Origin of the sequence: Pseudomonas lactis, from assembly GCF_001439845.1 — a bacterium.
Lineage (GTDB): Bacteria > Pseudomonadota > Gammaproteobacteria > Pseudomonadales > Pseudomonadaceae > Aquipseudomonas > Aquipseudomonas lactis.
Window position 1 is genome coordinate 21379 of the sequence record NZ_JYLO01000012.1, and the last position, 25201, is coordinate 46579.

Annotated in this window: 25 protein-coding genes; 17 read left to right on the forward strand and 8 right to left on the reverse strand. The window is 61.7% G+C overall.

The features are described 5' to 3' along the window. Window positions 1-13: 13 nt before the first annotated feature. Both eat and exaC read right to left on the reverse strand, forming a co-directional pair. Window positions 14-1447 (reverse strand): ethanolamine permease, encoded by a 1434-nt coding sequence (gene eat / locus TX24_RS21090; RefSeq protein WP_003194515.1) that lies wholly within the window; start codon window positions 1445-1447, stop codon window positions 14-16. A gap of 179 nt (window positions 1448-1626) precedes the next feature. Continuing rightward, window positions 1627-3147: an acetaldehyde dehydrogenase ExaC gene (gene exaC / locus TX24_RS21095; protein WP_032895131.1), complete on the reverse strand. Its 1521-nt coding sequence runs from the start codon at window positions 3145-3147 to the stop codon at window positions 1627-1629. A 272-nt stretch (window positions 3148-3419) separates the two neighbouring features. Between exaC and TX24_RS21100 the strand changes: the two genes are divergently transcribed. Then, on the forward strand, window positions 3420-5330 hold the full coding sequence (locus TX24_RS21100) for a sigma-54-dependent Fis family transcriptional regulator (RefSeq protein ID WP_047711866.1): 1911 nt from the start codon (window positions 3420-3422) through the stop codon (window positions 5328-5330). Window positions 5331-5687: 357 nt separating this feature from the next. Here the strand turns inward: TX24_RS21100 and TX24_RS32585 are convergent, their stop codons facing one another. Continuing rightward, the gene (locus TX24_RS32585; protein ID WP_125970747.1) at window positions 5688-5870 is read right to left on the reverse strand and encodes a hypothetical protein; all 183 of its coding nucleotides are present in this window, start codon (window positions 5868-5870) and stop codon (window positions 5688-5690) included. Window positions 5871-5883: 13 nt separating this feature from the next. Here TX24_RS32585 and TX24_RS32330 point away from each other — a divergent pair, with 13 nt between their 5' ends. From TX24_RS32330 to TX24_RS21120, 4 genes are all read left to right on the forward strand, one after another. Further along, window positions 5884-6675, forward strand: coding sequence for a hypothetical protein (locus tag TX24_RS32330; RefSeq protein WP_238348852.1), 792 nt, complete (start codon window positions 5884-5886; stop codon window positions 6673-6675). 109 nt (window positions 6676-6784) lie between these two features. Beyond that, the gene (mpl, locus tag TX24_RS21110; RefSeq protein WP_057711025.1) at window positions 6785-8134 is read left to right on the forward strand and encodes a UDP-N-acetylmuramate:L-alanyl-gamma-D-glutamyl-meso-diaminopimelate ligase; all 1350 of its coding nucleotides are present in this window, start codon (window positions 6785-6787) and stop codon (window positions 8132-8134) included. Continuing rightward, a complete protein-coding gene (gene ubiX / locus TX24_RS21115; RefSeq protein ID WP_032895136.1) occupies window positions 8131-8760 on the forward strand; it encodes a flavin prenyltransferase UbiX in 630 nt (209 codons plus the stop codon). Before mpl ends, ubiX begins: the two co-directional genes overlap by 4 nt. Next, window positions 8753-9037: a YceK/YidQ family lipoprotein gene (locus tag TX24_RS21120; protein WP_047712257.1), complete on the forward strand. Its 285-nt coding sequence runs from the start codon at window positions 8753-8755 to the stop codon at window positions 9035-9037. The genes ubiX and TX24_RS21120 overlap by 8 nt, the downstream gene beginning before the upstream one ends. A 511-nt stretch (window positions 9038-9548) precedes the next feature. Here TX24_RS21120 and TX24_RS21125 read toward each other — a convergent pair. From TX24_RS21125 to TX24_RS21135, 3 genes are all read right to left on the reverse strand, one after another. After that, window positions 9549-10190, reverse strand: coding sequence for an oxidoreductase (locus TX24_RS21125; RefSeq protein ID WP_057711026.1), 642 nt, complete (start codon window positions 10188-10190; stop codon window positions 9549-9551). A gap of 29 nt (window positions 10191-10219) precedes the next feature. After that, a complete protein-coding gene (locus TX24_RS21130) occupies window positions 10220-11938 on the reverse strand; it encodes a C13 family peptidase (RefSeq protein ID WP_057711027.1) in 1719 nt (572 codons plus the stop codon). A 196-nt stretch (window positions 11939-12134) separates the two neighbouring features. Further along, entirely contained in the window at window positions 12135-12590 is a 456-nt protein-coding gene (locus tag TX24_RS21135) for a MaoC family dehydratase (protein ID WP_003194496.1), read from the reverse strand. 182 nt (window positions 12591-12772) lie between these two features. Here TX24_RS21135 and TX24_RS21140 point away from each other — a divergent pair, with 182 nt between their 5' ends. The 4 genes from TX24_RS21140 to TX24_RS21155 all read left to right on the forward strand — a co-directional run bounded on the left by TX24_RS21140 (window position 12773) and on the right by TX24_RS21155 (window position 14768). Continuing rightward, complete coding sequence (locus TX24_RS21140; RefSeq protein ID WP_003194494.1) at window positions 12773-13126, forward strand: CidA/LrgA family protein; 354 nt, start codon at window positions 12773-12775, stop codon at window positions 13124-13126. Beyond that, entirely contained in the window at window positions 13123-13839 is a 717-nt protein-coding gene (locus TX24_RS21145) for an LrgB family protein (protein WP_032895141.1), read from the forward strand. The genes TX24_RS21140 and TX24_RS21145 overlap by 4 nt, the downstream gene beginning before the upstream one ends. A 22-nt stretch (window positions 13840-13861) precedes the next feature. After that, complete coding sequence (locus TX24_RS21150; protein WP_047711863.1) at window positions 13862-14452, forward strand: LON peptidase substrate-binding domain-containing protein; 591 nt, start codon at window positions 13862-13864, stop codon at window positions 14450-14452. 100 nt (window positions 14453-14552) lie between these two features. Continuing rightward, a complete protein-coding gene (locus TX24_RS21155) occupies window positions 14553-14768 on the forward strand; it encodes a hypothetical protein (protein ID WP_019818751.1) in 216 nt (71 codons plus the stop codon). On the opposite strand, the gene TX24_RS21160 is transcribed toward TX24_RS21155, so the two are convergent. Both TX24_RS21160 and TX24_RS21165 read right to left on the reverse strand, forming a co-directional pair. Further along, a complete protein-coding gene (locus TX24_RS21160) occupies window positions 14762-16078 on the reverse strand; it encodes a bifunctional DedA family/phosphatase PAP2 family protein (RefSeq protein ID WP_044268980.1) in 1317 nt (438 codons plus the stop codon). The genes TX24_RS21155 and TX24_RS21160 overlap by 7 nt on opposite strands. A gap of 161 nt (window positions 16079-16239) precedes the next feature. Next, window positions 16240-16923 (reverse strand): DNA-3-methyladenine glycosylase, encoded by a 684-nt coding sequence (locus TX24_RS21165; protein WP_047711861.1) that lies wholly within the window; start codon window positions 16921-16923, stop codon window positions 16240-16242. A gap of 175 nt (window positions 16924-17098) precedes the next feature. Between TX24_RS21165 and TX24_RS21170 the strand changes: the two genes are divergently transcribed. The 8 genes from TX24_RS21170 to TX24_RS21205 all read left to right on the forward strand — a co-directional run bounded on the left by TX24_RS21170 (window position 17099) and on the right by TX24_RS21205 (window position 25127). Then, window positions 17099-18364 (forward strand): glutamate-5-semialdehyde dehydrogenase, encoded by a 1266-nt coding sequence (locus TX24_RS21170; protein ID WP_057711028.1) that lies wholly within the window; start codon window positions 17099-17101, stop codon window positions 18362-18364. Then, entirely contained in the window at window positions 18364-19008 is a 645-nt protein-coding gene (nadD, locus tag TX24_RS21175; protein ID WP_003194480.1) for a nicotinate-nucleotide adenylyltransferase, read from the forward strand. Before TX24_RS21170 ends, nadD begins: the two co-directional genes overlap by 1 nt. A 66-nt stretch (window positions 19009-19074) precedes the next feature. Next, on the forward strand, window positions 19075-19569 hold the full coding sequence (rsfS, locus tag TX24_RS21180) for a ribosome silencing factor (RefSeq protein WP_003176298.1): 495 nt from the start codon (window positions 19075-19077) through the stop codon (window positions 19567-19569). A 9-nt stretch (window positions 19570-19578) separates the two neighbouring features. Continuing rightward, entirely contained in the window at window positions 19579-20046 is a 468-nt protein-coding gene (rlmH, locus tag TX24_RS21185; RefSeq protein ID WP_003176297.1) for a 23S rRNA (pseudouridine(1915)-N(3))-methyltransferase RlmH, read from the forward strand. 15 nt (window positions 20047-20061) lie between these two features. Continuing rightward, on the forward strand, window positions 20062-21960 hold the full coding sequence (gene mrdA, locus TX24_RS21190) for a penicillin-binding protein 2 (protein ID WP_003194477.1): 1899 nt from the start codon (window positions 20062-20064) through the stop codon (window positions 21958-21960). Window positions 21961-21991: 31 nt separating this feature from the next. Beyond that, the gene (rodA, locus tag TX24_RS21195; RefSeq protein WP_044268991.1) at window positions 21992-23095 is read left to right on the forward strand and encodes a rod shape-determining protein RodA; all 1104 of its coding nucleotides are present in this window, start codon (window positions 21992-21994) and stop codon (window positions 23093-23095) included. 17 nt (window positions 23096-23112) lie between these two features. Further along, window positions 23113-24123 (forward strand): lytic murein transglycosylase B, encoded by a 1011-nt coding sequence (gene mltB, locus TX24_RS21200; protein WP_057711029.1) that lies wholly within the window; start codon window positions 23113-23115, stop codon window positions 24121-24123. Continuing rightward, window positions 24123-25127, forward strand: coding sequence for a septal ring lytic transglycosylase RlpA family protein (locus tag TX24_RS21205; RefSeq protein ID WP_014720084.1), 1005 nt, complete (start codon window positions 24123-24125; stop codon window positions 25125-25127). Before mltB ends, TX24_RS21205 begins: the two co-directional genes overlap by 1 nt. The last annotated feature ends 74 nt before the right edge of the window (window positions 25128-25201 follow it).

Below are 25201 nucleotides of genomic sequence, written 5' to 3' on the forward strand. Positions count from 1 at the left end.
AGGTTTTCGGCAGTTAGTGCAGGGCGGCCTCTGCGGCCTGGATCGCCGCGAATTCCTCTTCCGGCGTGCCTGCTACCAAGTGATGCCGGCTGTAGAAAGCAAAGTAAGCAATTAATACTCCATAGATGATCGCCGCGCCAATCACCACGCGTGGGTCCACCAGAAAGCCCGCCACCACGGCCACGCAGGCCAGCACCAGCGCCACGCCCGAGGTGAAGATGCCACCGGGCGTGCGGTATGGCCGCTCCATTTTAGGGCGACGGATGCGCAGGGTGATGTGGGCGGCCATCATCAATACGTAGGAAATCGTGGCGCCAAACACCGCCACCAGGATCAGCAAGTCACCCTGGCCGGTCAGCGACAGGCCAAAGCCGATAATCCCGGGGATCACCAGCGCCAATACCGGCGCCTTGCTCTTGTTGGTCTCGGACAATTTGCGCGGCAGGTAACCGGCACGGGACAAGGCAAAGATCTGCCGCGAATAGGCGTAGATGATCGAGAAAAAGCTCGCGATCAAACCGGCCAGGCCGACCAGGTTGACGAAGCTGCCCATCCAGGTGGAACCGCCGTAGGACAACGCCAAAGCTTCCACCAGCGGGTTGCCGGATTTGATCAGCGCGTAAGTCCCCGCACCGCCCGGCGCGATCACCAGGATCAACAGGGCAAAACTGGTCAGCACCACAATGGCGCCAATCAGCCCGCGCGGCAGGTCGCGCTTGGGGTTCTTGGTTTCTTCAGCGGCCAGCGGCACACCTTCCACCGCCAGGAAAAACCAGATGGCATAAGGGATCGCGGCCCACACGCCGACGTAGCCGAACGGCAGGAAGCTGCTGGCGCCCTTGGCCTCGGTCACGGGTATATCGAGCAGATTGGCGACGTTGAAGTGCGGCACCATCGACACCAGGAACACGCCCAGGGCTATCGCGGCGACGGCGGTGATCACGAACATCAACTTCAAGGCTTCACCCACACCAAAAATGTGGATGCCGATAAAGATGATGTAGAACGCCAAGTAGATCATCCAGCCGCCAATGCCGAACAACGACTCGCAATAGGCGCCGATAAACACCGCGATGGCGGCGGGCGCGATGGCGTATTCGATAAGGATGGCAGTGCCGGTGAGGAACCCGCCCCAGGGGCCGAAGGCGCTGCGGGCAAAACCGTAGCCACCGCCAGCAGTGGGGATCATGGAAGACAACTCGGCCAGGGAAAAGCACATGCACAGGTACATGGTGGCCATCAGCAAAGTAGCGAGGAACATGCCGCCCCAGCCGCCCTGGGCCAAGCCGAAGTTCCAGCCGGCGTAGTCTCCGGAAATAACATAGGCGACGCCCAGGCCAACCAGTAGTACCCAGCCGGCGGCGCCTTTTTTCAGTTCGCGTTGTTGAAAGTAATCGGTGCCGACTTTTTCAAAGTCGACAGAAGAACCAGTGGGTTCGCTAGGCATGGGAAGTACCTTCCATTCTTATTGTTTTGATCCCGACAGGTTGCCGCCGGGTAATGTAGGAGCGAGCTTGCTCGCGAAAAACTTGCGAGCGCCTCGGGGGAGTCAGGCTACTCGCGTTATCGTTAACGTTCTTCGCGAGCAAGCTCGCTCCTACAGTGACGGTTGTTGCTTCTGTGGGGTTAGAAAAAACCCAGCGGATTAATGTCGTAGCTCACCAGCAAGTTCTTGGTCTGCTGGTAGTGATCCAACATCATCTTGTGGGTTTCACGGCCTACGCCAGACTTCTTGTAACCGCCAAACGCGGCATGCGCCGGGTACAGGTGGTAGCAGTTGGTCCATACACGGCCGGCCTTGATCGCCCGGCCCATGCGGTAGGCGCGGTTGATGTCGCGGGTCCACAGGCCAGCGCCCAGGCCGAACTCGGTGTCGTTGGCAATCGCCAGGGCTTCGGCTTCGTCCTTGAAGGTGGTGATGCTCACCACCGGGCCGAAGATTTCTTCCTGGAATACACGCATGTCGTTGGTGCCCTTGAGCAGGGTCGGCTGGATGTAATAACCGGTGGCCAGGTCGCCCGTGAGCTTCTCGACCTTGCCGCCGGTGAGCAGTTGCGCGCCTTCGCCCTTGGCGATTTCCAGGTAGGACAGGATCTTGTCGAACTGCTGCTCGGACGCCTGGGCGCCGACCATGGTGTCGGTGTCCAGCGGGTCGCCACGCTTGATCGACTCGACCTTTTTCATCACCACTTTCATGAAGTCGTCGTAGATCGACTCTTCCACCAGTGCACGGGAAGGGCAGGTGCACACTTCACCCTGGTTGAAGAACGCCAGCACCAGGCCTTCGGCGGCTTTTTCGATGAATTGAGGTTCGGCTTTCATGATGTCGGCGAAGAAGATGTTCGGCGACTTGCCGCCCAGCTCAACCGTGGACGGAATGATGTTCTCGGCCGCCGCATGCATGATGTGCGAGCCCACAGGCGTTGAGCCGGTAAAGGCGATCTTGGCAATGCGCTTGCTGGTGGCGAGGGCTTCGCCGGCTTCTTTGCCAAAACCGTGCACCACGTTCAGCACGCCTGGCGGCAGCAGGTCGCCAATCAGTTCCATCAGCACGCTGATGCCCAGCGGCGTTTGCTCGGCGGGTTTGAGCACCACGCAGTTGCCGGCGGCCAGGGCTGGCGCGAGTTTCCACGCGGCCATCAGCAGCGGGAAGTTCCACGGGATGATCTGGCCGACCACGCCCAGCGGCTCGTGGAAGTGATAGGCGGCGGTGAGTTCGTTGATTTCCGCGCTGCTGCCTTCCTGCGCGCGGATGCAGCCGGCGAAGTAGCGGAAGTGGTCGGCGGCCAGGGGGATGTCGGCGTTTAGGGTTTCGCGCACGGCCTTGCCGTTGTCCCAGGTTTCGGTGATGGCCAGCAGTTCGAGGTTTTGCTCGATGCGGTCGGCGATTTTCAGCAGCACCAGCGAGCGGTCCTGGGCCGAGGTTTTGCCCCAGGCATCGGCGGCTGCGTGAGCGGCGTCCAGCGCCTTGTCGATGTCTTTGGCGGTGGAGCGCGGGAAGTCGGCAATCGGCTTGCCGTTGACCGGCGAGGTGTTGGAGAAGTAGTTGCCATCGACCGGCGCCACGAATTCGCCGCCGATGTAGTTGCCGTACTTGGCCTTGAACGAAACGATGGCGCCTTCAGTACCGGGGTGTGCATAACGCATGGTGGGCATCTCCTGCTTTTATGTTTATTGGAGTACAGCGCGGCAAGCGCGTTATAAAGCGTAGAGCAAAGGTTGGGCCACTGCTGTGCGGGCCCGCAAAATCAAGGGGTTGGGCGTTGTTGCAAGGCGTTGCCGTGACAGGGGTGATACAGGCCAGGTGACAGTTTGTGCCACAAACGGTACAGCCTGTGACCGGTGGGTCGGGCCGGGATTGCAATGGCCGGATGGCTGGGGGATGCTGGGCGTTCTCACGCAGGGAGAATAATAAGAACATGCATAACGATCATTTCAGTCGCCATGCCCAGCAAGTCTTGACCGTCACCCGGGGCCAAGAGCTTTCCCAGGGGCCTGGCAGCGACCCGTCCATCGCCCGCTCCTGGCTGCGCTGTGTGGAGGACTACCACCTCGACCCGGCGCTGACCATCGCGCCCACTGTGCTCGAACACGGGCGCCTGCTGGAAAGTCGCGAACGCCTGCGCCAAGTGCTGCACATTGCCGGCAGCGAAATGAACAGCCTGCACCAGCAACTCTCCGGCGCCGGTCACGCGGTGCTGCTCACCGATGCACGCGGGGTGATCCTCAACTGTGTCACCGCGCCGTCGGAGCGCAAGATCTTCGAGCGCGCCGGCTTATGGCTGGGCGCTGACTGGAGCGAAGCCTGCGAAGGCACCAACGGTATCGGCACCTGCCTGGTGGAACGGCAGTCGTTGACGATCCACCGTGACGAACACTTTCGCGGCCGCCATACCGGGCTGACCTGTTCGGCCAGCCCAGTGTTCGACCCTCATGGTGAATTGCTGGCGGTGCTGGATGTGTCCTCGGCCCGCGAAGCCGTGTCACGCCAGAGCCAGTTCCACACCATGGCGCTGGTGAACCTGTCGGCCAAGATGATCGAAAGTTGCTACTTCCTGCGTCACTTCGAACATCACTGGCTGTTGCGTTTTCACCTGCAGGCCGAGTCGGTCGGGTTGTTCAGCGAGGGCTTGCTGGCGTTCGATGGCGAAGGGCGCATTTGTGCGGTCAACCAGAGCGCCCTGAACCTGTTGGGGCAGTTGCGCGGCGGTTTGGTGGGCCAGCCGGTGGAAGCGTTTTTCGACTGTTCCCTGGATCAGTTGCTGGGGCGCGCCAGCGCAAATGCCACGGCCAGTTGGCCATTGCGCACCCGCGAGGGTCGGCCTCTGTTTGCAGCGTTGCGAGGCCAGCCGCGCAGTGTGCCGGCCCCTATCATCAAGCCGCAGGCGCCACGGCCTTTGGGTATCTGCCTGGGCGACCCGGCGTTGCAAAATGAGCTGCGCAAGGCCTCGCGAGTGTTCGAGCGCGACGTGCCCTTACTGATCAACGGCGAAACCGGCTGCGGTAAAGAAGCCTTCGCCAAGGCCGTGCACCAGACTAGCCAGCGGGGCGACAAGGCCTTTGTCGCGCTGAACTGTGCGGCGATTCCAGAAAACCTGATCGAGAGCGAATTGTTTGGCTATCGCGCCGGCAGTTTTACTGGCGCCCTTAAAGAGGGTATGCGCGGCAAGCTGCAACAGGCCGATGGCGGCACGCTGTTTCTCGATGAAATCGGCGACATGCCCCTGGCGCTGCAAACCCGCCTGTTAAGGGTGCTGGAAGACCGCCTGGTGGTGCCTATCGGTGGTGAGCCCCAAGCCGTGAACGTGCGCATCATCAGCGCCACGCACCGCAATTTGCTGGAGCGTGTGGCCGATGGCAGCTTTCGCGAAGACCTGTATTACCGCCTGAACGGCTTGGAAGTTGCCCTGCCGCCGTTGCGCGAACGCACTGACAAGTCGCAACTGTTGGACTTCCTCCTGGCCCAAGAGGCGGGCACCGAGCAGGTGATGCTCGACGAGCCTGCGCGCCAAGCCTTGTTGGCATTCCATTGGCCCGGCAACCTGCGGCAGTTGCGTACGGTGTTGCGCACAGTAGTGGCGCTTTGTGAGGGCGGGCGAGTCGGGCTTGAGGACTTGCCGGCGCTGATTCGACAGGCGCGGCCCCAAGGGCAGAGGCTGGATGCGCCGTGCGCCTCGCCGCTGGAGAGCGCCGAGCGTCAGGCATTACTCGATGCGTTGGCGCAGCAGCGCTGGCATATGAGCCATGTGGCTGAACAGTTGGGCGTCAGTCGCAATACGCTGTACCGCAAGTTACGCAAACATGGGATTTCACGGGAGGTTATGCATTAGGGGCGCGACAGTTGTCGGAATAACTCAGTTATTGCGGACTGCTCGTTTTTTGTCCCACGTGATTTAAGGTTTTTTATCGCTCTACGCACTCACGTCGTCCCGGAACGTGGTGCGCTGTTTTAAGCACTGATGGAATAAGGGCAGAGCATCACTTGCCCTTAAACACCGTTGTTTGAAACTTCTAGGGTGACAACACATGAATATTACAAGTCCAATAACGACTCCTGTGCCACAACTCCCTGTTCAACTTGATGTTACGCCCACGCCTGCACCGCAGCCCTTGATGGCGGGCTGGGGCGAACCGATGCACCCCCTTGAGCATGAGCCTGGCACGCAGTTGTCTGAGCCGCAGGCTGATCAAACGCCGAAGGTGCGCATCAGGCGTGGAATCTTCGGGCGGCGGTTCGGGGGAGGGTCCAGGCCCACGCCGCCGGTGTCTCCCCCGCCGTCGCCCAGGGTACCGCCTGCCCCGGTCAGTCCCACGCCTACCCGGCCCCAAACCACGACGGGAGGGAAAAAACCGACGACAACCCACGACACCTCTGGCACCAGCGTGACCGCGGGCAGTTCAGGCCAGTCGACGGCCAGTAAGCTCAAGGACGCGCTGACCAAGGGGCCTCAGACGCCCCCTCTCGGTGGCACCACCGCTGTGAAACCGGCGGAATCGCCCAAGGTCAGTGTGGCCGATGTCACTCAGCGGCTGTTGGATGCCGACAGGCTGGTCAAGGCGGGCGTTATTTCTACATCGCCCTCTACCGGCAAGATGGTCAAGGACGCGTTCATCAACGCAGGCATCAATGGCATGGTCAGCGCGCCGATCAATGTGGGCGCCTATGCCGGGTCCGTGGCTGCGGGGGAAGCGATCAAGGGCCAATACGTACCGTCGCCGGTAACGCCACCGCCACCGCATTTGCCTGGCGGTGTGCAGGCCGGTCAGAAGCCAGCGCCGCCAGTCGTTACGCCATCCACACCCGATGAGCCTGCGCCTGGGGCCACACGCCATTTGGATCGCGTAGAAAAGGTGATGCTGGAGTTTGCCAATCTCATCATCACGCTGGCGGGAAACACCGGAGACCGGCTTGTCATGGGCGACGCCTGGCCCAAGGAGCGCGGGGCACGCATGAGTAACCTTGAGCAGTTACTGGACGTTTCAGAAACCCATATGAAACAACTGGCCGAGGACCACGAGCTGATTTTCAAACCTCACATCGAGTCACAAACGTCCCCTGGTACCGGTGGCCGCTTAGGCGTGATCGAGCGTCGGTACCATGCCTTGAAAAAAACCGCTGACCGAATCATGACCTTGAAAGGCGCTGAGCTTAACAACACGCGCACCACGGTTTAAGTCATTCCTTTTGCCCGCCGGATCCTACCGGCGGGCGTTTCGCCCTCAGCTAATGCGTGCGAACTTTCCCACCCTACGCTAACCTGCCTCGATGTTTACGAGGTCGACTATGCACATTCATATTCTGGGTATCTGCGGTACGTTCATGGGTTCGATGGCGGTTCTGGCCAAAGAGCTGGGCCATCACGTAACAGGCTCCGATGCCAATGTTTATCCACCCATGAGCACGCAGCTAGAGGCGCAAGGGATTGAGCTGACCCAAGGTTACGACCCTGCGCAATTCGACCCGGTGCCGGACCTGGTCGTCATCGGCAACGCCATGTCGCGCGGCAACCCGGCGGTGGAATACGTACTGAACAAAGGCTTGCCTTACGTCTCCGGCCCCCAGTGGCTGGCCGACCATGTGCTGCAAGGCCGTTGGGTCCTGGCAGTGGCGGGTACCCACGGCAAGACCACCACCAGCAGCATGCTGGCCTGGGTGCTGGAACATGCGGGCATGAGCCCGGGCTTCCTGATTGGCGGTGTGCCTCAGAACTTCTCGGTGTCGGCGCGCCTGGGCCAGACACCGTTTTTTGTGATCGAGGCCGATGAATACGACAGCGCCTTTTTCGACAAGCGCTCCAAGTTCGTCCACTACCGCCCGCGCACGGCGATCCTCAACAACCTTGAGTTTGATCACGCGGATATCTTCCCCGATCTGCCGGCGATTGAGCGGCAGTTCCACCATTTGGTGCGCACCATTCCCAGCGAAGGCCTGGTCATTCATCCCACCACCGAGCCTGCGTTGCAGCGTGTGATCGACATGGGCTGCTGGACCCCGGTGCAAACCACCGGCGCGGGTGGGCAGTGGCAGGCCAGGTTGCTCAGCGACGACGGTTCGCGGTTTGAAGTGCTGTTCGAAGGCCAGGCCCAAGGCATCGTCGACTGGGGCATGACTGGCCAGCACAACGTGGCCAACGCCTTGGTGAGCCTGGCTGCCGCTCGGCATGTCGGCGTGGTGCCGGCCATGGGCATCGCCGCCTTGAGCGCGTTCAAGAGTGTGAAGCGGCGCATGGAGAAAGTCGCCGACGTGAATGGGATTACCATTTACGACGACTTTGCCCACCACCCAACCGCCATTGCCACCACCCTGGATGGCCTGCGCAAGCGCGTGGGCGATGCGCAGATCATCGCCATCGTCGAACCGCGTTCCAACTCCATGAAGCTCGGCGCACACCGTGATGGCCTGCCTGAAAGCGTCAACGATGCCGACCAGGTGGTGTGGTATGCGCCAGCCAACCTCGGCTGGGATTTGCCGGGCATTGCTGCGCTGTGCACCATACCTTCGAAGGTTTGCGATTCGCTGGAAGGCATCATTGAGCAGGTGAAGTCCTTGGCCCAGCCCGGCACCCACGTGGTGGTCATGAGCAACGGCGGCTTCGGCGGCCTGCACGGCAAGTTGGCCGAGGCGTTGAAATGAGCGGGCCGGAGCGCATTACCCTGGCGATGACCGGCGCGTCTGGTGCGCCTTACGGCCTGCGCCTGCTCGATTGCCTGGTGCGTGAAGACCGTGAGGTGCATTTTCTGATCTCCAAGGCGGCGCAGTTGGTGTTGGCGACCGAGACCGATGTCGCGCTGCCTTCCAAAGTGCAGATGATGCAGGCGTTCCTCACCGAGTACACCGGTGCGGCGGCGGGGCAGATCAAGGTCTACGGCAAAGAAGACTGGATGTCGCCGGTAGCTTCGGGCTCCGGTGCGCCGGCGGCCATGGTGGTGGTGCCATGCTCCACCGGTACCTTGTCGGCGATTGCCACGGGCGCCTGCAACAACCTGATCGAACGGGCGGCGGACGTGACCTTGAAGGAGCGCCGCCAATTGATCCTGGTGCCGCGCGAAGCGCCGTATTCGAGCATTCACCTGGAGCACATGCTCAAGTTGTCGAACATGGGCGTGACCATTCTGCCCGCGTCGCCTGGCTTCTATCACCAGCCGCAGACCATCGATGACCTGGTGGACTTTGTGGTGGCGCGCATTCTCAACCTGTTGAACATTCCCCAGGACATGCTGCCGCGTTGGGGTGAGCACCATCTGGGCGGCGATGAATAAAGCGCTGCTGCTGTTGATGGCGCTGCAACTTACCGGCTGCGCCACGGCGCGCACGCTGGATGCGGCGCAACCGGGCGCACCGGTGGTGTATGCCGGCACGCGGCTGGATCTGTACGCGATCAATGGTGGCTGCTGCGCCAAGGACCGCTTTGGCGCCGAGGCCCCGAGCTATCCCCAGCTCGACCTGCCGGCCAGTGCGTTGCTCGATACCTTGTTGTTGCCACTGTCGGTGTTGACGGTGCTGGGGGTTGGCTTCAACGCCACGGGCGGGCTGTAAGGCAGTGGCTGCCTGGGCCGGCCCCGGCGGCCAGCGCATATCTACTTGACGCCCGGCGATCCAAATGTGAGCGGGCTTGCTCGCGAAGGCGGCCTGGCAGTCAACACAGTTGGATTGTGTGCATATCCATTGCTGCGGTAACGGCCGCTTAGGGTTCCGCCCTGACGGCGGGTCACTTTGGAAAAGCCCCAAAGTAACCAAAGGGCTCTTGCCCCACCACTCGGCACCTCGCCTAGGCTCGGTGTGCCCGTAATCCGCCAGTGATTTGGGGGGCCGCCGCCACGCGCCATCCATGGCGCGGGGCGGCTAAACCGGCATCCCTGCCGGTTTACCCCCCAAATCCCTGTCGAATTCCGGCCAGCGTGGTTTAACGGGGCGCCTGAGATCAAAAGCAGATCAAGAGCAAGATCAAGAGCGGCTCGCTTCGCATCGTGGTTAGCGTCTGCTGCTACAGCCGACAAAGTTGTGTAGATACCGATGCTGCGATGAGGCCAGTACCAGCCCCGCATCATTACTTGCCGAGCTTGCGCAACTCGTCCGACTCCACCACCCGCACGCCATCCTGTTCTTCCAGCGCCAGGCGCCACATGGCGCGGGCCAGTTCGCAGACTTCAATACCGTGGTACTTGCCCGGAATAAGCCGTGACAAAGGCCCGGCTAACTGCTCGGCCAGGCGCGGTTCCAGTCGTTCGCCCAGCAGCAGCGACGGACGTACGATGGTCAACTGCGGCCAGTCTTGCGCTCGGAGCGCCAGTTCCATTTCCCCCTTGACCCGGTTGTAGAACACCGAGGATTTCGGGGCGGCGCCAATTGCGCTGATCACGATCAGATGCCGCGCGCCCAGTTCCCGTGCGCGCTTGGCGAAAGCCACCACCATGTCCAGGTCGACCGCACGGAACGCCGCTTCCGAGCCGGCCTTTTTGATCGTGGTGCCCAGGCAGCAGAAGGCGATATCCACGCGGCCGCTCAGTTGCGGCAGGAACACCGCCGGCTCGCCCACCGGGTTTTCCAGGCGTGGATGTTCAGCCAATGGTTTGCGGCTGGGTGCCAGCACGCGGGTCACGGTGGGTTCGTTGAGCAGGCGGTCGAGCAGGTGTTCGCCCGTGAGGCCGGAAGCCCCGGCCAGCAAGATATGCTGCGGTGTCAGGTACATGGTGTTTCCCCCTTGTTACACGTTACAGCTTAGTTGCCTTTGGCTTCCTTGCTATTCATTGAGACGCTTTCGAGCGCCTTTCGTGCCTGCTGTTTACGTAATAATTGCCAATGGGCGATCACGCCTTTGGGCGCCCAGATCTGCGGTTCGGAGGCTTCGAAATTGTCCGCCTGTTCGCGTTCGGCCACGTGCAGTTGTGCCAGTTTGAAGGCGTGTTGCAATTCATCTGTTTGGTTGAAAGCTTGTGCGAAAAGGGCATCACCGAAGTAGGTGAAGTCTGCTTCTTCCGAGCAGCCGAACGAAACGCGGTCCGCGCGGGAGGCGGTCATGATCAGGGTGCGCTCATCTTTGAGCGCCGGTATGAAGCCGCCGGAGTAACAGGCGGAGATCACGATGACTTTGTCACGGTTTTTCAGTGGTGCGAGCACGGCCGCTAGTTCATCGGCGGGCAGGTCGGCCAGTTCCATGCGCGGTTGGTCGAGCACCAGTTCATGCTCATGGGTGCCATGGCTGGTCATATAAATGAACACCAGGTCTTCCGGCCCGGTGCGTTCGGCCAGGGTTTGCACGGAACGACGCAGGCTTTCGCGGGTGGCCAGGGGGCGGTCGGCGATGTGGTCGCGGTGGTTGACCAGGCGCAGCTGCCCGCGAGCACCAAAGCGGGTGGCGAGCAGGTTGCTGACGTAATCGGCTTCGCGCAGGAACACGCTTTGTTTGCCGTCACCGGCCAGCACCAGGGTGTACAGCTCCACGGCTGGGGTGGACGCGGGCACGGCTGCCAGGGCGTCATCGAGCAAGCGGCCTTGGGCCAGTATGCCGGTCTCCAGTGGGTCGGGCAGCAGCTTGCCCTCGGCGTCGCGTACGCGCAGGCCATTGACCCAGGTGCCGGACTGCACGGTGCCGTCCGTGAGTACCAGGGTGCCACGGCCTTGATAGTTGTCGCTGTCGAAGCCACCGATATAGAAACTGCCATCGGTGAGGTTCAGACGCCCTTCACCGGTAAAGCGCCAGTCACTGAACTGGCCGACGTAGTGGCTGCCATCGACCCCGATCAATTCGCCTTTGCCGGTCAGCGCGCCTTCCTTGAACTGGCCGATCCACACATCGCCGTCGGCGTTCTCATAGCGGCCTTTGCCGTTGAGCTGGTTCTGCTTGAATTGGCCGACATAGATATCGCCCTCGGCGCTATTAAAGGTGCCATTGCCTTCCAGTTGGCCATCGACAAAGCGGCCGCTGAACTGGTTGCCGCTGTCGTCATTGCGTTGGCCTTCGCCATTGGGCTTGCCGTGGGCGAACTGGCCCTGGTACTGGCTGCCGTCGGCCAGTTCCAGGCGGCCGAGGCCTGAGTACTGGTCGTCCTGGAATTCGCCGCGATAAGTCATCTGCCCCTCTTTGAGGGTGCCTTCGCCGTTGCGTCGACCGTTCTTGAAGCCGCCCACGTAGCTGCTGCCCGAGGTGGTCAGGCTGCCCTGGCCGTCAAACAGGCCCTGCTTGAATTCGCCTTTATAGACTTCGCCATTGCTGCCGTGCCATTCGCCCTGGCCGTGCCACTGGCCTTTGTCGAATTGGCCGGCGTACCAGCTGCCATTGGGGTAGTCCACACGGCCTTGGCCTTGCAGCAAACCGTTGACCACATCGCCACGGTAGCGGCCGCCATCGGGCAGGCGCGCATCGGGCGGCAACAGCGATTCGCCGTCTCCGCAAGCGGTGAGCAACAGGGCAAGGGCAAGGGGAGCGAGTGGGCGCATAGCGGGATCCGGATAATTGAGCGCCGAGTATGCCGTAGCCGGGGTGCCGAACCTAGTGGTCTATGCGCAGGATCCATCACCTGTAGGAGCGGGCTTGCCCGCGAAAAACTCACAGGCGCCGCATTTATTCAGCCAGCACGCGTTATCGATGACGACCTTCGCGAGCAAGCTCGCTCCTACAGTGGGGGTGTGGTGGTTATACGAAGCACAGTGACAGCGACTCGGCGATGTAAGCCGGCTTCTCCTGGCCTTCGATTTCCAGGGTGGCCGTGGCCTTGAACAGCCATTGGCCCGGCTTCTTCTCGGTGACGTCTGTGAGGGTGACGTTCAGGCGCACCTTGGAATTCACTTTCACCGGCTGGATAAAGCGCACGCTGTCCAGGCCGTAGTTGACGGCCATCTTCAAGCCTTCGGGCATGATCAGGATGTCTTCCATCAGCTTGGGCATCAGCGACAGCGACAGGAACCCGTGGGCGATGGTGCTGCCGAACGGGGTTTGCGCGGCCTTGACCGGGTCGACGTGGATGAACTGATGATCGCCGGTGGCTTCTGCGAACAGGTTGATACGCGCCTGGTCGATGGTGAGCCATTCGGAACGTCCCAGTTCCTTGCCGACGTAATCTTTGAGCTGCGCTACGGGTACATAGGGCATTGCGTCTCTCCTTGGTTCATCATTTTTGCCCATCGGTAACGGGCGTTTTTATCGGTTACAGAGAACCAATGTAGATCATCATGGGCAATCAGCCCGGTCAACCCAAGATGCTTTTGGCGAATGCCGGAGCATAGGGCGGGCATGCTTATAATGCGCGCGAGCGTTGAGGGGGAGAGAGCGGGATGCTGTTACGTGGCCTGACCTGGCTGGTGCTGTTTCAATTGATCGGCACCGCGATCAATCATTTGTTGGTGCCGGTGCTGCCGGGGCCGATCATCGGCTTGCTGCTGATGCTGGGCTTTCTGGTCTGGCGCGGTGAAGTCGGCGAGCCCCTGAGCCTGGCGGCCGGCAGCCTGTTGCGTTACCTGCCACTGCTGCTGGTGCCGCCGGCCGTGGGGGTGATGGTGTACGCCAAGGACATCGTGGCGGATTTCTGGGCCATCGTCGGGGCGTTGGTGTTGTCGCTGGTGATCGCCATGGGCTTTGTCGGTGTGCTGATGCAGCAGATGGTCAAGCGCAAGGAGAAGGACCAATGATCCTCGACTGGCAAGGCGCCTGGACGGCGGTCATTCATCACCCGCTGTTCGGTATCGGTATCACCCTGGGCGCCTATCAACTGGTGCTGGCGGGGTTCGAGAAAACCCGCTGGATCTTCCTGCAGCCGGTGCTGGTGTCGATGTTGCTGGTGATCGGCGTGCTGCTCACCTGCGGCCTGAGCTACGCCGAATACCGCAAGAGCACCGAGATCATGGGCATCCTGCTGGGGCCTGCGACCGTGGCCCTGGCGGTGCCGCTTTATCTGAACCTGCGACGGATTCGCCAATTGTTCTGGCCGATTTTTACTACGCTGGTGGTAGGCGGGGTATTGGCCACCGGCCTTTGTGTGGCGTTGGGGTGGTGGTTTGGTGCCGAACACAGAGTGCTGATGACCATGGCGCCCAAGTCGGTGACCTCGCCGATTGCCATGCTGGTGGCCGAGCAGATCGGCGGCGTGGCGGCCTTGGCAGCGGTGTTCGTGTTGATCACTGGCGTGGTCGGCGCGATGATCGGCCCAGCGCTCTTGACGCGCCTGGGTGTACGCAGCCCCGAAGCGCGCGGCATGGCCTTGGGCATGACCGCCCACGCCGTCGGTACTTCGGTGGCCCTGCAGGAAAGCGAAGAATGCGGCGCCTTCGCGGCGCTGGCCATGAGTTTGATGGGCGTGGCCACGGCGGTGTTCCTGCCGTTGGCGGTGTCGGTCATTGTTTAAACCAGGTTTTAAGGAAACCGTTATGAGTCTGGCGCTATTCCCCCTCAACACTGTGCTGTTCCCAGGCTGCACCCTCGACTTGCAGATATTCGAGGCGCGCTACCTGGACATGATCGGCCGTTGCATGAAAAAGGGCGAAGGCTTTGGTGTGGTGTGCATCCTGGACGGCTCAGAGGTGGGCATGGCCCCTGACGGTTATGCGCTTGTCGGTTGTGAAGCGCTGATTCGTGACTTCAAACAGCAGGACAACGGCCTGCTGGGCATTCGCGTCGAAGGGGGGCGTCGTTTCCGCGTGCATGAGACCGACGTGCAGAAAGACCAATTGCTGGTGGCCGACGTGCAATGGTTGCAAGAGTTGCCGGACCCGCCACTGGGCGAAGAAGACGCCGACTTACTGGCGTTGCTTGAGGCCCTGGCCGAGCACCCGATGGTGGCTTCGCTGGACATGGGCGGTGACGTCGAAGGCCAGCAAGCCCTGGGCAACCGGTTGGCCTATCTGCTGCCGTTTACCGAGGCCGACAAGATCGACTTGCTGCAACTGGACGACCCACAGCAACGCTTGGATGCGATCCAGATGTTGCTCGATGAACTGCAGGGCGAACTGTTCACCTGAGGTTCGGATTTGCCTGACAGAGCTTTCAGACTTTGCTCGGTCGTCTCCACTGCGTCGCCTGCACTATTTTCCGATCACACAACAATGATCGGAGATAACCATGATTCGGCTGACACCCTCGGAACAAGTCGCGTGGGACGCTTATTTCGTCAGCGTGACCACGCAATTACTCCAGCAGCAAGCCACGCGGGGCGCGGAGTACATCGCCGAGCGCGCCGCCGAAGTGGCCGATGAGATGCTGCTGGAGCGCCGCGAACGTTGCGTTGAACGGCGCAGCGCCTCCGTGGACTGGATCGGCCCGGCCAAGGGTCAGTAGGCGTACCTGAGCAGGGCGTGGGGCGTGCCGGTAAAGGCGATAAAACCGAGCACGGCTACCACGGCGGGCAGCACCAGCCACCAGGCTTTTTGCGACATGGCTGGCAATGGGCTGCGGTACTCGATTGCCGTCAGGCTGAACGCACACACGGTCATGGCCAGCAACGTGCCGGCCAGGATGTCTGTAGGCCAATGGGCGCCCAGGTAGACCCGCGACAAGGCAATGAATGCCGCCGGAATGCAGCCCAACAGCATCCAGGTCAGGCGCAGCCGCGTGGGTTGGCCGCGACCGGCCAATACCGCGAGCGCCAGGAAGAAGGCAAAGGCACCGGAGGCATGGCCGCTGGGCATGCTGAAGCTGGTCAGCGGGTCGGTGAGGATTTCCGGGCGGCCACGGGCAAAGAACAGCTTGGTGCCGGTGTTGATCACTGCCGCGCCGGCGAGGGTGGCGCCGACAAACACGGCGTGGCGCCATTGCCGCGCTAGCAGCAACAGGCCAGTGAACACCGCGCTGGCGAAAAACATCTTCTTGAACTCGCCCAGTTGGGTGACCCGCACCATCACTTCGTCCAGCCACGGGCTGCGATGTTCCTGCACCAGGGCGCTCAGGCCCTGGTCGAAGTCATTGAGATGGGGGTAGCCGATAAACAGTGCGATCAACAACACCAGGCTGGCGCAACCGATCCACAAGGTGGCGCGCCGATGCCCACGCCAACTGCTGTTCAAACTCAGCCCCAGCAGCACCGCCAGGCACGCCGCGATAATCGCCGCTTCCGGCCAGAAACCTTCCGGCAACGGCAGGCGGAACGCGGCGCCGGCGGCCCAGCCCGGCAGCAGATAGGCCACGGTCCAGCCCGCTGCGGCAATGATGCTCACGGCGGCGAAGCGCGGGAAGGGCATGTCGCACATACCCGCCACCATCGGCAGCATAGGGCGCAATGGTCCGATGAAACGCCCGACCAACAGGCTGGCAATCCCGTACTTGTGGAAGTAGGTTTCTGCGCCGTTCATCCATTCAGGATGCTGGCGCAGGCCGGGCAGGCGCCGGATGTTCTGATGGAAGTGGCGGCCCAGATAATAGGAAACGCCGTCGCCCAACAAACCGCCGAGGAAGCCCAGCAGCAGGGTTTCACTCAGCGACAGCGCACCGCTGCCAGCCAACGCGGCGATTGCAAACAGCAATACCGTGCCTGGCACGATCAACCCGGCAATCGCCAGACACTCCACGCACGCGACAATAAACACCGCCGCTGCCAGCCATTGTGGGTTGAGGGTCAACCAGCCGGTAATGCTATCGAGCCATTGGCCCATACAATCCACTCCATGCATACATATTCAAAAACACTGAAGATTCAATTGTGGGAGCGGGCTTGCTCGCGAATGCGGTGTGTCAGACACAGATTCCTACACTGACACGCCGCATTCGCGAGCAAGCCCGCTCCCACATTGGATCCGCTGTGTTGCGGATATCATCAAATCAAAAAATAATCCCGGCCTTCGACCTGCCCCCGACGCAGCGGGTTCCGCGTGCAATAAGGCGCATAGCCAGCATCGACGAAACGGTACATCAAGTGCTCATCGCGCCCACTGGGGATGCCCAGGCGCGTGGTCTGGATAATCTGCGTGGGCACTTGGCCCACGTCTTCGACATACAGCAGTTCCTGGTCGAAGCGCTTGGCGTCCCACATCGGCACTTTCAGTCCCAGTGCCTTGCACAGCAGCGTCTGGCCCGCACACAGCTTTTGCGAGGGGCGTGGGCTGCCATCGGGGTTGGGGTTGTTCAACAGCATCTGCGCCAGGCTCGCCGCGCCGGAAATGTCATCGACCCAGGGATAGGCCGATTTGATCAACACGGCATTGCCCGGGCCATGGGCGCTGAAGTTCAGCGAATCACCGCCACGGGCGTAGTACATGTAGATATGGCCACCATCCAGAAACAAAGCCTTACGCTTTTCTGTGTAGCCGAGTGAGGCGTGGCTGCCTTTTTCGGCCACGTAATAGGCTTCGGTTTCAATAATTCGCGCCGAAAGCCAGAGATCGCCCACGCGATGGCGAATGACTTTTCCGAGTAGTTCGCGGGCAAGCAGTTGCGCGTCGCGGTCGAAGAAGCTATCGGGCAGGGGGCTGGCGGGGAGCTGGGGCAAAAAATCGGGCATGGCGGTCAAGGGTTGATACGGCTAAATGTGACCGAATCATAACAACTCTCAGCTTAATTACGCCTGAACCTGGGGTTTTTACAGTTCATTTCGACCATCCGCCCCTCACCGCTGTCAGTCGGGCGGCGTCACAGCTATAATCTGCCGCTTTCCTCTTTGCCAAGACTCCCTGACCATGACTGAGTCCGTTCTTGACTACATGACCCGCCTGGGTCGCGCTGCCCGGCAGGCCTCGCGGTTGATCGCCCGTGCGAGCACCGCGCAGAAGAACCGTGCGCTGCTGGCGGCTGCCGATGCTCTGGATGCTTCGCGCTCCGAGCTGACTGCCGCCAACGAGCTGGACCTGACCAATGGGCGCGCCAATGGCCTGGAGCCAGCCTTGCTGGACCGCCTGGCGCTGACCCCGGCGCGTATCGACGACATGATCGAAGGCCTGCGTCAGGTGGCTAAGCTGCCTGATCCCATCGGTGAAATTCGCGACATGCGTTACCTGCCGTCCGGTATCCAGGTGGGCAAGATGCGCGTGCCCCTGGGCGTGATTGGCATCATCTATGAGTCGCGCCCGAACGTGACCATCGACGCCGCGAGCCTGTGCCTCAAGTCCGGCAACGCCACCATCCTGCGTGGCGGTTCCGAGGCGATCAACTCCAACCGCGCCATCGCCGCCTGCATCCAGCAGGGCCTGGCCGTGGCCGAGTTGCCGGCTGAAGTGGTGCAAGTGGTGGAAACCACCGACCGCGCCGCCGTGGGTGCCTTGATCACCATGCCGGAATTCGTCGACGTGATCGTACCGCGAGGTGGCAAGAGCCTGATCGAGCGCGTCAGCCGCGATGCCAAGGTGCCAGTTATCAAGCACCTGGACGGCGTCTGCCATGTGTTCATCGACATTGCCGCCGACCTCGACAAGGCGATCCGCATTGCCGACAACGCCAAGACCCACCGCTACGCGCCGTGCAACACCATGGAAACCCTGCTGGTGCACGCCGGCATTGCCGAGCGCGTGCTGCCGCCGCTGGCTGCCATCTACCGTGACAAGTCGGTAGAGCTGCGCGGTTGCGAGCGCACCCGGGCGTTGCTGGGCGCGGACGTCATCGAGGCGACCGAGCAGGACTGGTACACCGAGTACACGGCCCCGATCCTGTCGATCCGCATCGTCGACGACCTGGACCAGGCCATCGAACACATCAATACCTATGGCTCCAAGCACACCGACGCCATCGTTTCCGAGCATTTCAGCGATGCCCGGCGTTTCCTCAACGAAGTGGATTCCGCTTCGGTGATGGTCAACGCCTCGACGCGTTTTGCCGACGGCTTCGAGTACGGCTTGGGGGCGGAGATCGGTATTTCCACCGACAAGCTCCACGCACGCGGCCCGGTGGGCCTCGAAGGGCTGACCAGTGAGAAGTACGTGGTGTTTGGCGACGGTCATGTGCGCACTTGATGACTAAACGCATCGGGCTGCTCGGCGGTACTTTCGACCCCGTGCACATCGGCCATTTGCGCAGTGCCCTGGAAGTTGCGGATGCCCTTGCGCTGGATGAGCTGCGCCTGCTGCCCAATTTCCGGCCGCCCCATCGCGACACGCCGCAGGTGGCCGCCGAGCAACGCCTGGAAATGGTGCGTGTTGCCGTAGAAGGTATATCGCCGCTGGTGGTGGACGATCGCGAACTCAAGCGCGATAAACCGTCCTACACTATCGACACCCTGGAGCTGATGCGCGCCGAATTGGCCGCAGATGACCCACTGTTTCTGCTTTTGGGCTGGGACGCATTTTGCGGCCTGCCCTCTTGGCACCGCTGGGAGGAACTCCTCCAGCATTGCCACATCCTGGTTTTGCAACGCCCGGATGCCGACAGCGAACCGCCGGATGCCTTGCGCAACCTGCTGGCCGCGCGGTCGGTAAGTGACCCCTTGGCCCTGACCGGGCCGAACGGGAATATTGCATTCGTCTGGCAGACCCCGCTTGCGGTGTCCGCCACCCAGATCCGTCAACTGCTGGCCAGCGGGAAGTCGGTACGTTTCCTGGTGCCTGACGCGGTCCTGGCCTACATCGATGCGCACGGGCTTTACCGTGCGTCGAACTAAAAAGGCGCGCTTGAACGCACGAACCGTGCAGCAAGCGCCCGAACATACGAGCAAAACGAGTTTTATATGACGAACAAAGACGTAAGCAAAGTTAAGCGCAAAGGCACCTTCAAAAGCGCACCGCTGCCGGTTGAAGCCCATGTTGGCCCGGAACTGGCTGGCGAAGAGCTGGTGAAAGTCGCCGTGGCTGCCCTGGAAGACGTTAAAGCCCAGGACATCCAGGTGCTGGACGTGCGCGACAAGCAGAGCATCACCGACTTCATGATCATCGCCACCGGTACCTCCAACCGCCAGATCGGCGCGATGCTGGACAAGGTTCGTGAAGCCGTCAAAGCCCAGGGCGTCAAGCCATTGGGTGAAGAAGGCAAGGGCGACAGCGACTGGGTGTTGCTGGACATGGACGATGTGATCGTTCACATGATGACCTCCAACGCTCGCCAGTTCTACGACCTGGAGCGTCTGTGGAAAGGCGCCGAGCAGAGCCGTGCTGCCGATGGCAAGCACCACAGCCCGGAAGTGGGCCACGCGCACTTCGACAAGCTCAACAAAGACCAGGAATAAGGAACGGCTGTGCGCCTGCGTCTGATCGCTGTCGGTTCACGCATGCCCAAGTGGGTGGAAGAAGGCTGGCACGAATATGCCAAGCGTCTGCCCGCTGAGCTGTCGCTTGAGCTGGTGGAAATACCGCTCAATACCCGGGGCAAGAACGCCGACGTGGCGCGCTTTATCCGTCAGGAAGGCGAAGCCATGCTGGCCAAGGTCGGCCCCAATGAGCGCATCGTCACCCTTGAAGTGCACGGCAAGCCCTGGAGCACCGAGCAACTGGCGGTGGAACTGGATCGCTGGCGCCTGGATTCGCGCACGGTCAATTTCATGGTCGGCGGCCCCGAAGGGCTGGCGCCGGAAGTCTGTGCGCGAGCCGATCAGCGCTGGTCGCTGTCGGCGCTGACGTTGCCGCACCCGTTGGTAAGGATTCTGATCGGTGAACAGCTGTATCGCGCCTGGACAGTTCTGTCCGGGCACCCTTACCACAAATAGTCTGCGCCGCCCCCGATGACCCAGCCGATCCGCATCAAGGACCACGAGAAAGACGCACGTCTGGTACGCGCGCGGGTGGTGTTCGGTGCTGTTTTGGTGGTGGTGCTGATGTGCGTGCTGATTGCGCGGCTGTATTTCCTCCAGGTGATCCAGTACGACTATCACTCCACGCTGTCGGAAAATAACCGGGTGCATGTGCAGCCGATTCCGCCGACCCGTGGGCTGATCTTCGACCGCAATGGCGTAGTGGTTGCCGATAACCGACCCAGCTTCAGCCTGAGCATGACCCGCGAACGTTCCGGCGACTGGAAGCAGGTGCTCGATGTCATCGTCGAGGTGCTGCAACTGACGCCGGAAGACCGGGTGGTTTTCGAGAAACGCATGCGGCAGGGGCGCCGGCCGTTCGAGCCGGTGCCGATTCTGTTCGAGCTGACCGAAGAGCAGATCGCCCGCATTGCGGTGAACCAGTTCCGCCTGCCAGGTGTGGAAGTGGTGGCGCAGTTGGTGCGGCATTACCCGCAAGGGCCGCACTTTGCCCACTCCGTTGGCTACATGGGGCGGATCAACGAGAAAGAGCTGAAAACCCTCGACCCGATCAACTACAGCGGCACCCACCATATTGGCAAAACCGGCATCGAGCGCTTCTATGAGGCCGAGTTGCATGGCCAGGTAGGTAACGAGGAAGTCGAGACCAATGCGCGTGGCCGCGTATTGCGGGTACTCAAGCGCACCGACCCGGTGCCGGGCAAGGACATCGTCCTGAGCCTGGACATCAAGTTGCAGGAAGCTGCCGAGATGGCCCTGGGCGGTCGGCGGGGTGCCGTAGTGGCGCTGGACCCGAAAACCGGCGAAGTGCTGGCGATGGTCAGCCAGCCCAGCTTCGACCCCAACCCGTTTGTGACCGGCATCAGCTTCAAGGCCTACGCCGAGCTGCGTGATTCCATCGACCGGCCACTGTTCAACCGCGTCTTGCGCGGCCTGTACCCACCGGGCTCGACCATCAAGCCGGCGGTGGCGATTGCCGGCCTGGATGCTGGTGTGGTCACGGCTTCAAGCCGGGTGTACGACCCTGGCTATTACATGCTGCCCAACTATGACCACAAATACCGTAACTGGAACCGCTCCGGTGACGGCTATGTCGACCTGGATACCGCGATCATGCGCTCCAACGACACCTATTTTTACGACCTGGCCCACAAGCTGGGGATTGATCGGCTGTCTGCCTACATGGGTAAGTTCGGCCTCGGTCAGAAAGTCTCCCTGGACATGTTCGAAGAATCCCCCGGCCTGATGCCGTCGCGGGAGTGGAAGCGTGCGACCCGCCGCCAGGCGTGGTTCCCCGGTGAAACCCTGATCCTCGGTATCGGCCAGGGCTATATGCAGGCCACACCGCTGCAACTGGCCCAGGCCACGGCGCTGGTGGCGAACAAAGGCGTGTGGAACCGACCGCACCTGGCCAGGACCATCGAAGGCGAAAAGCCGGTGGACGACAATCCGATTCCGGACATCGTGCTGCGTGACCCGTCCGACTGGGCCAAGGTCAACCACGGCATGCAGCAGGTGATGCACGGTGCTCGCGGCACCGCACGCAAGGCGGCAATCGGCGCGCAGTACCGCATTGCCGGCAAGAGTGGTACGGCCCAGGTGGTCGCGATCAAACAGGGCGAAAAGTATGACCGTTCCAAGGTGCAGGAACGCCACCGCGACCACGCCTTGTTTGTCGGCTTTGCCCCGGCGGAAGACCCGAAAATCGTGGTGGCCGTGATGGTCGAGAACGGCGAGTCCGGCTCCGGCGTCGCGGCCCCTGTGGTACGCCAGGTGATGGATGCCTGGCTGCTGGCCGACGATGGCCGGCTCAAGCCCGAGTATGGCGGCCCCCCTTCAAGCCCCGAGGTTACGGCCCGTGAAGAGTAATTTTGACCGCATCCTCTCCAGCGAAGATGTGATGCGTCGCCGTGCGACGTTGCTGCAACGCATGCACATTGATGGCCCCTTGCTGATCCTGCTGCTGACCCTGGCGGCCGGCAGCCTGTTCGTGCTGTATTCGGCCAGCGGCAAGAACTGGGACTTGCTGATCAAGCAGGCGTCCTCGTTTGGCCTGGGCCTGCTGTCGATGGTGGTGATCGCCCAACTGGAGCCGCGCTTCATGGCGCGCTGGGTGCCCTTGGGCTATGTCGCCGGCGTGTTGCTGCTGGTGGTGGTGGACGTCATGGGCCACAACGCCATGGGCGCCACACGCTGGATCAACATCCCCGGGGTGATTCGCTTCCAGCCGTCGGAATTCATGAAGATCCTGATGCCGGCCACCATTGCCTGGTACCTGTCCAAGCGCACCTTGCCGCCGCAGCTCAAGCACGTGGCCATCAGCCTGATCCTGATCGGCGTGCCCTTCGTGCTGATCGTGCGCCAGCCGGATCTGGGCACCTCGTTGCTGATCCTCGCCGGTGGCGCGTTCGTATTGTTCATGGGCGGATTGCGCTGGCGCTGGATCCTCAGCGTGCTGGCCGCCGCCGTGCCCGTGGCCGTGGCCATGTGGTTCTTCTTTATGCACGACTACCAGAAGCAACGGATCCTCACGTTCCTCGACCCGGAGAGCGACCCGTTGGGCACCGGCTGGAACATCATCCAGTCCAAGGCGGCCATTGGTTCCGGCGGGGTATTTGGCAAGGGCTGGTTGCTGGGCACCCAGTCCCACCTGGACTTCTTGCCCGAGAGCCATACTGACTTCATCATCGCGGTGATGGGCGAAGAGTTCGGCCTGGTGGGCATTTGCGCGTTGTTGCTGATCTATCTGCTGTTGATTGGTCGCGGCCTGGTGATCACGGCCCAGGCGCAGACGCTGTTCGGCAAATTGCTCGCCGGCAGCCTGACCATGACGTTTTTTGTTTACGTTTTCGTCAACATCGGTATGGTCAGTGGCCTGCTGCCGGTGGTTGGGGTGCCGTTGCCATTCATTAGCTACGGCGGAACTTCGCTGGTGACATTGCTGTCAGCGTTTGGGGTTTTGATGTCGATTCATACGCATCGCAAGTGGATCGCACAGGTTTGAATAAGGTGAAGATGTCAATGCAAGTAATGCGCGGCTGGGCGACTCGGCATGCGACCTGGATGGGCCTGATTGGGCTGCTGGGGGCAACGCAAGAGGCGCAGGCCGGTGACTACGATGGCTCTCCCCAGGTTGCCGAATTTGTCGGTGAGCTGACCCGCGACTACGGTTTTGCCGGTGAGCAACTGATGGGCGTGTTCCGCGAAGCCCAGAAAAAGCAGGCGATCCTCGACGCCATCTCTCGCCCCGCCGAACGCGTAAAGCAGTGGAAGGACTATCGCCCGATGTTCCTCACTGATGCGCGCATCGCCCGCGGCGTGGACTTCTGGCGCCAGCACGAGGCAGTCCTGGCCCGCGCCGAGCAAGAGTACGGCGTGCCGGCCCAGGTGATCGTCTCGATCATCGGCATCGAAACCTTTTACGGGCGCAACACCGGCAGCTATCGGGTGATCGACGCCTTGTCGACCCTGGGCTTCGATTACCCGCCCCGCGCCGAGTTCTTCCGCAAGGAACTGCGCGAATTCCTGTTGCTGGCCCGCGAAGAGCAGGTCGACCCGCTGAGCCTCAAGGGCTCCTACGCCGGGGCGATGGGCTTGCCGCAGTTCATGCCCAGCAGCTTTCGCGCCTATGCGGTGGATTTCGACGGTGACGGGCACATCAATATCTGGAGCAACCCCGACGATGCCATCGGCAGCGTGGCCAGCTACTTCAAGCGCCACGGTTGGGTTGGCGGCGAGCCGGTGGTTGTCCGCGCCGATGTCACGGGCGAGCGCGCCGACGAGGGCCTGACCCAAGGTATCGAACCGGTCAAGACCGTTGGGGAGTTGCGAGCGCTGGGCTGGTCGAGTCAGAATGCGCCACGCGACGACATGCCGGTGACGGCATTCCGCCTGGAAGGCGCAAATGGCCCTGAATACTGGATGGGCCTGAAGAATTTTTACGCAATCACGCGTTATAACCGCAGTGTGATGTACGCCATGGCCGTGCATCAGCTGTCAGATGAGCTGGTTCAAGCACGGGGCAACAAGTAATGCGGGTATCGCCGTTCAAAAAACCGCTCAAGCTGGTGGCGTTCGCCGCGTTGTCCTTGTTGGTAGCCAGTTGTTCCACCACCCCTAACCGTGCGCCGGCCAAGAAAGCGGGCGGTGCGGTGGTCCGCGCCCAGCCGGGCCTGGACATCAACCGCGCGCACAAGGACGGCGCGCCGTGGTGGGATGTGGATGTATCGAAAATCCCGGACGCCACGCCCACCCTGCACACCGGCCCGTACAAGGCCAACCCTTATACCGTGCTGGGCAAGAATTACTTCCCGCTGCAGGAATCCAAGACCTACGTGCAATCGGGCACCGCGTCCTGGTACGGCACCAAGTTCCATGGCCAGAACACCGCCAACGGCGAAGTGTATGACCTGTATGGCATGAGCGCGGCCCACAAGACCCTGCCGCTGCCCAGCTATGTGCGCGTGACCAACCTGGACAACAACCGTACCGTGATCCTGCGGGTCAATGACCGCGGGCCGTTCTATTCGGACCGCATCATTGACTTGTCCTACGCGGCCGCCAAGAAACTCGGTTATGCCGAAACCGGCACCGCACGGGTCAAGGTCGAAGGCATCGACCCGGCGCAGTACTGGGCCCAGCGTGGCAAACCCGCGCCGTTGATGCTCAACGAACCGGCTACCCCGCAACCGCAAGTGACGGCCTCGACCGGCAAGATCGAGCAGTGGACGCCGCCGCCGGCGCAACATGCTCCGGATACTGTCGTCGTGCCGCACGCGGCACCGGGCGCCTCGATGGCGGGCGGGCAATACCTGCAGGTCGGCGCTTTCGCCAACCCGGATGCGGCAGAACTGTTAAGGTCCAAGCTCAGCGGCATGGTCAGCGCGCCGGTCTTCATCAGCTCCATCGTGCGTAACCAGCAAACCTTGCACCGTGTACGCATGGGCCCGATCGGCTCGCCAAGCGAAGTGGCGCAAGTGCAGAACAGCGTGCGCCTGGCCAACCTGGGGCAACCCAGCGTGGTCACCGCAGAATAAGCAGTAACGGTTTGATGGCTCAGGCGCGCCTGCGCGCTTGAACCCTGGTTGTTGGCTCGTTGAACAATAAAAAC

Bases quoted from the DNA above. Each gene is read 5' to 3' on its own strand.
- eat (WP_003194515.1), bottom strand. From the start codon at position 1,447: ATGCCTAGCGAACCCACTGGTTCTTCTGTCGACTTTGAAAAAGTCGGC.
- exaC (WP_032895131.1), bottom strand. From the start codon at position 3,147: ATGCGTTATGCACACCCCGGTACTGAAGGCGCCATCGTTTCGTTCAAG.
- TX24_RS21100 (WP_047711866.1), top strand. From the start codon at position 3,420: ATGCATAACGATCATTTCAGTCGCCATGCCCAGCAAGTCTTGACCGTC.
- mpl (WP_057711025.1), top strand. From the start codon at position 6,785: ATGCACATTCATATTCTGGGTATCTGCGGTACGTTCATGGGTTCGATG.
- ubiX (WP_032895136.1), top strand. From the start codon at position 8,131: ATGAGCGGGCCGGAGCGCATTACCCTGGCGATGACCGGCGCGTCTGGT.
- TX24_RS21120 (WP_047712257.1), top strand. From the start codon at position 8,753: ATGAATAAAGCGCTGCTGCTGTTGATGGCGCTGCAACTTACCGGCTGC.
- TX24_RS21125 (WP_057711026.1), bottom strand. From the start codon at position 10,190: ATGTACCTGACACCGCAGCATATCTTGCTGGCCGGGGCTTCCGGCCTC.
- TX24_RS21130 (WP_057711027.1), bottom strand. From the start codon at position 11,938: ATGCGCCCACTCGCTCCCCTTGCCCTTGCCCTGTTGCTCACCGCTTGC.
- TX24_RS21135 (WP_003194496.1), bottom strand. From the start codon at position 12,590: ATGCCCTATGTACCCGTAGCGCAGCTCAAAGATTACGTCGGCAAGGAA.
- TX24_RS21140 (WP_003194494.1), top strand. From the start codon at position 12,773: ATGCTGTTACGTGGCCTGACCTGGCTGGTGCTGTTTCAATTGATCGGC.
- TX24_RS21145 (WP_032895141.1), top strand. From the start codon at position 13,123: ATGATCCTCGACTGGCAAGGCGCCTGGACGGCGGTCATTCATCACCCG.
- TX24_RS21150 (WP_047711863.1), top strand. From the start codon at position 13,862: ATGAGTCTGGCGCTATTCCCCCTCAACACTGTGCTGTTCCCAGGCTGC.
- TX24_RS21155 (WP_019818751.1), top strand. From the start codon at position 14,553: ATGATTCGGCTGACACCCTCGGAACAAGTCGCGTGGGACGCTTATTTC.
- TX24_RS21160 (WP_044268980.1), bottom strand. From the start codon at position 16,078: ATGGGCCAATGGCTCGATAGCATTACCGGCTGGTTGACCCTCAACCCA.
- TX24_RS21165 (WP_047711861.1), bottom strand. From the start codon at position 16,923: ATGCCCGATTTTTTGCCCCAGCTCCCCGCCAGCCCCCTGCCCGATAGC.
- TX24_RS21170 (WP_057711028.1), top strand. From the start codon at position 17,099: ATGACTGAGTCCGTTCTTGACTACATGACCCGCCTGGGTCGCGCTGCC.
- nadD (WP_003194480.1), top strand. From the start codon at position 18,364: ATGACTAAACGCATCGGGCTGCTCGGCGGTACTTTCGACCCCGTGCAC.
- rsfS (WP_003176298.1), top strand. From the start codon at position 19,075: ATGACGAACAAAGACGTAAGCAAAGTTAAGCGCAAAGGCACCTTCAAA.
- mrdA (WP_003194477.1), top strand. From the start codon at position 20,062: ATGACCCAGCCGATCCGCATCAAGGACCACGAGAAAGACGCACGTCTG.
- rodA (WP_044268991.1), top strand. From the start codon at position 21,992: ATGCGTCGCCGTGCGACGTTGCTGCAACGCATGCACATTGATGGCCCC.
- mltB (WP_057711029.1), top strand. From the start codon at position 23,113: ATGCAAGTAATGCGCGGCTGGGCGACTCGGCATGCGACCTGGATGGGC.
- TX24_RS21205 (WP_014720084.1), top strand. From the start codon at position 24,123: ATGCGGGTATCGCCGTTCAAAAAACCGCTCAAGCTGGTGGCGTTCGCC.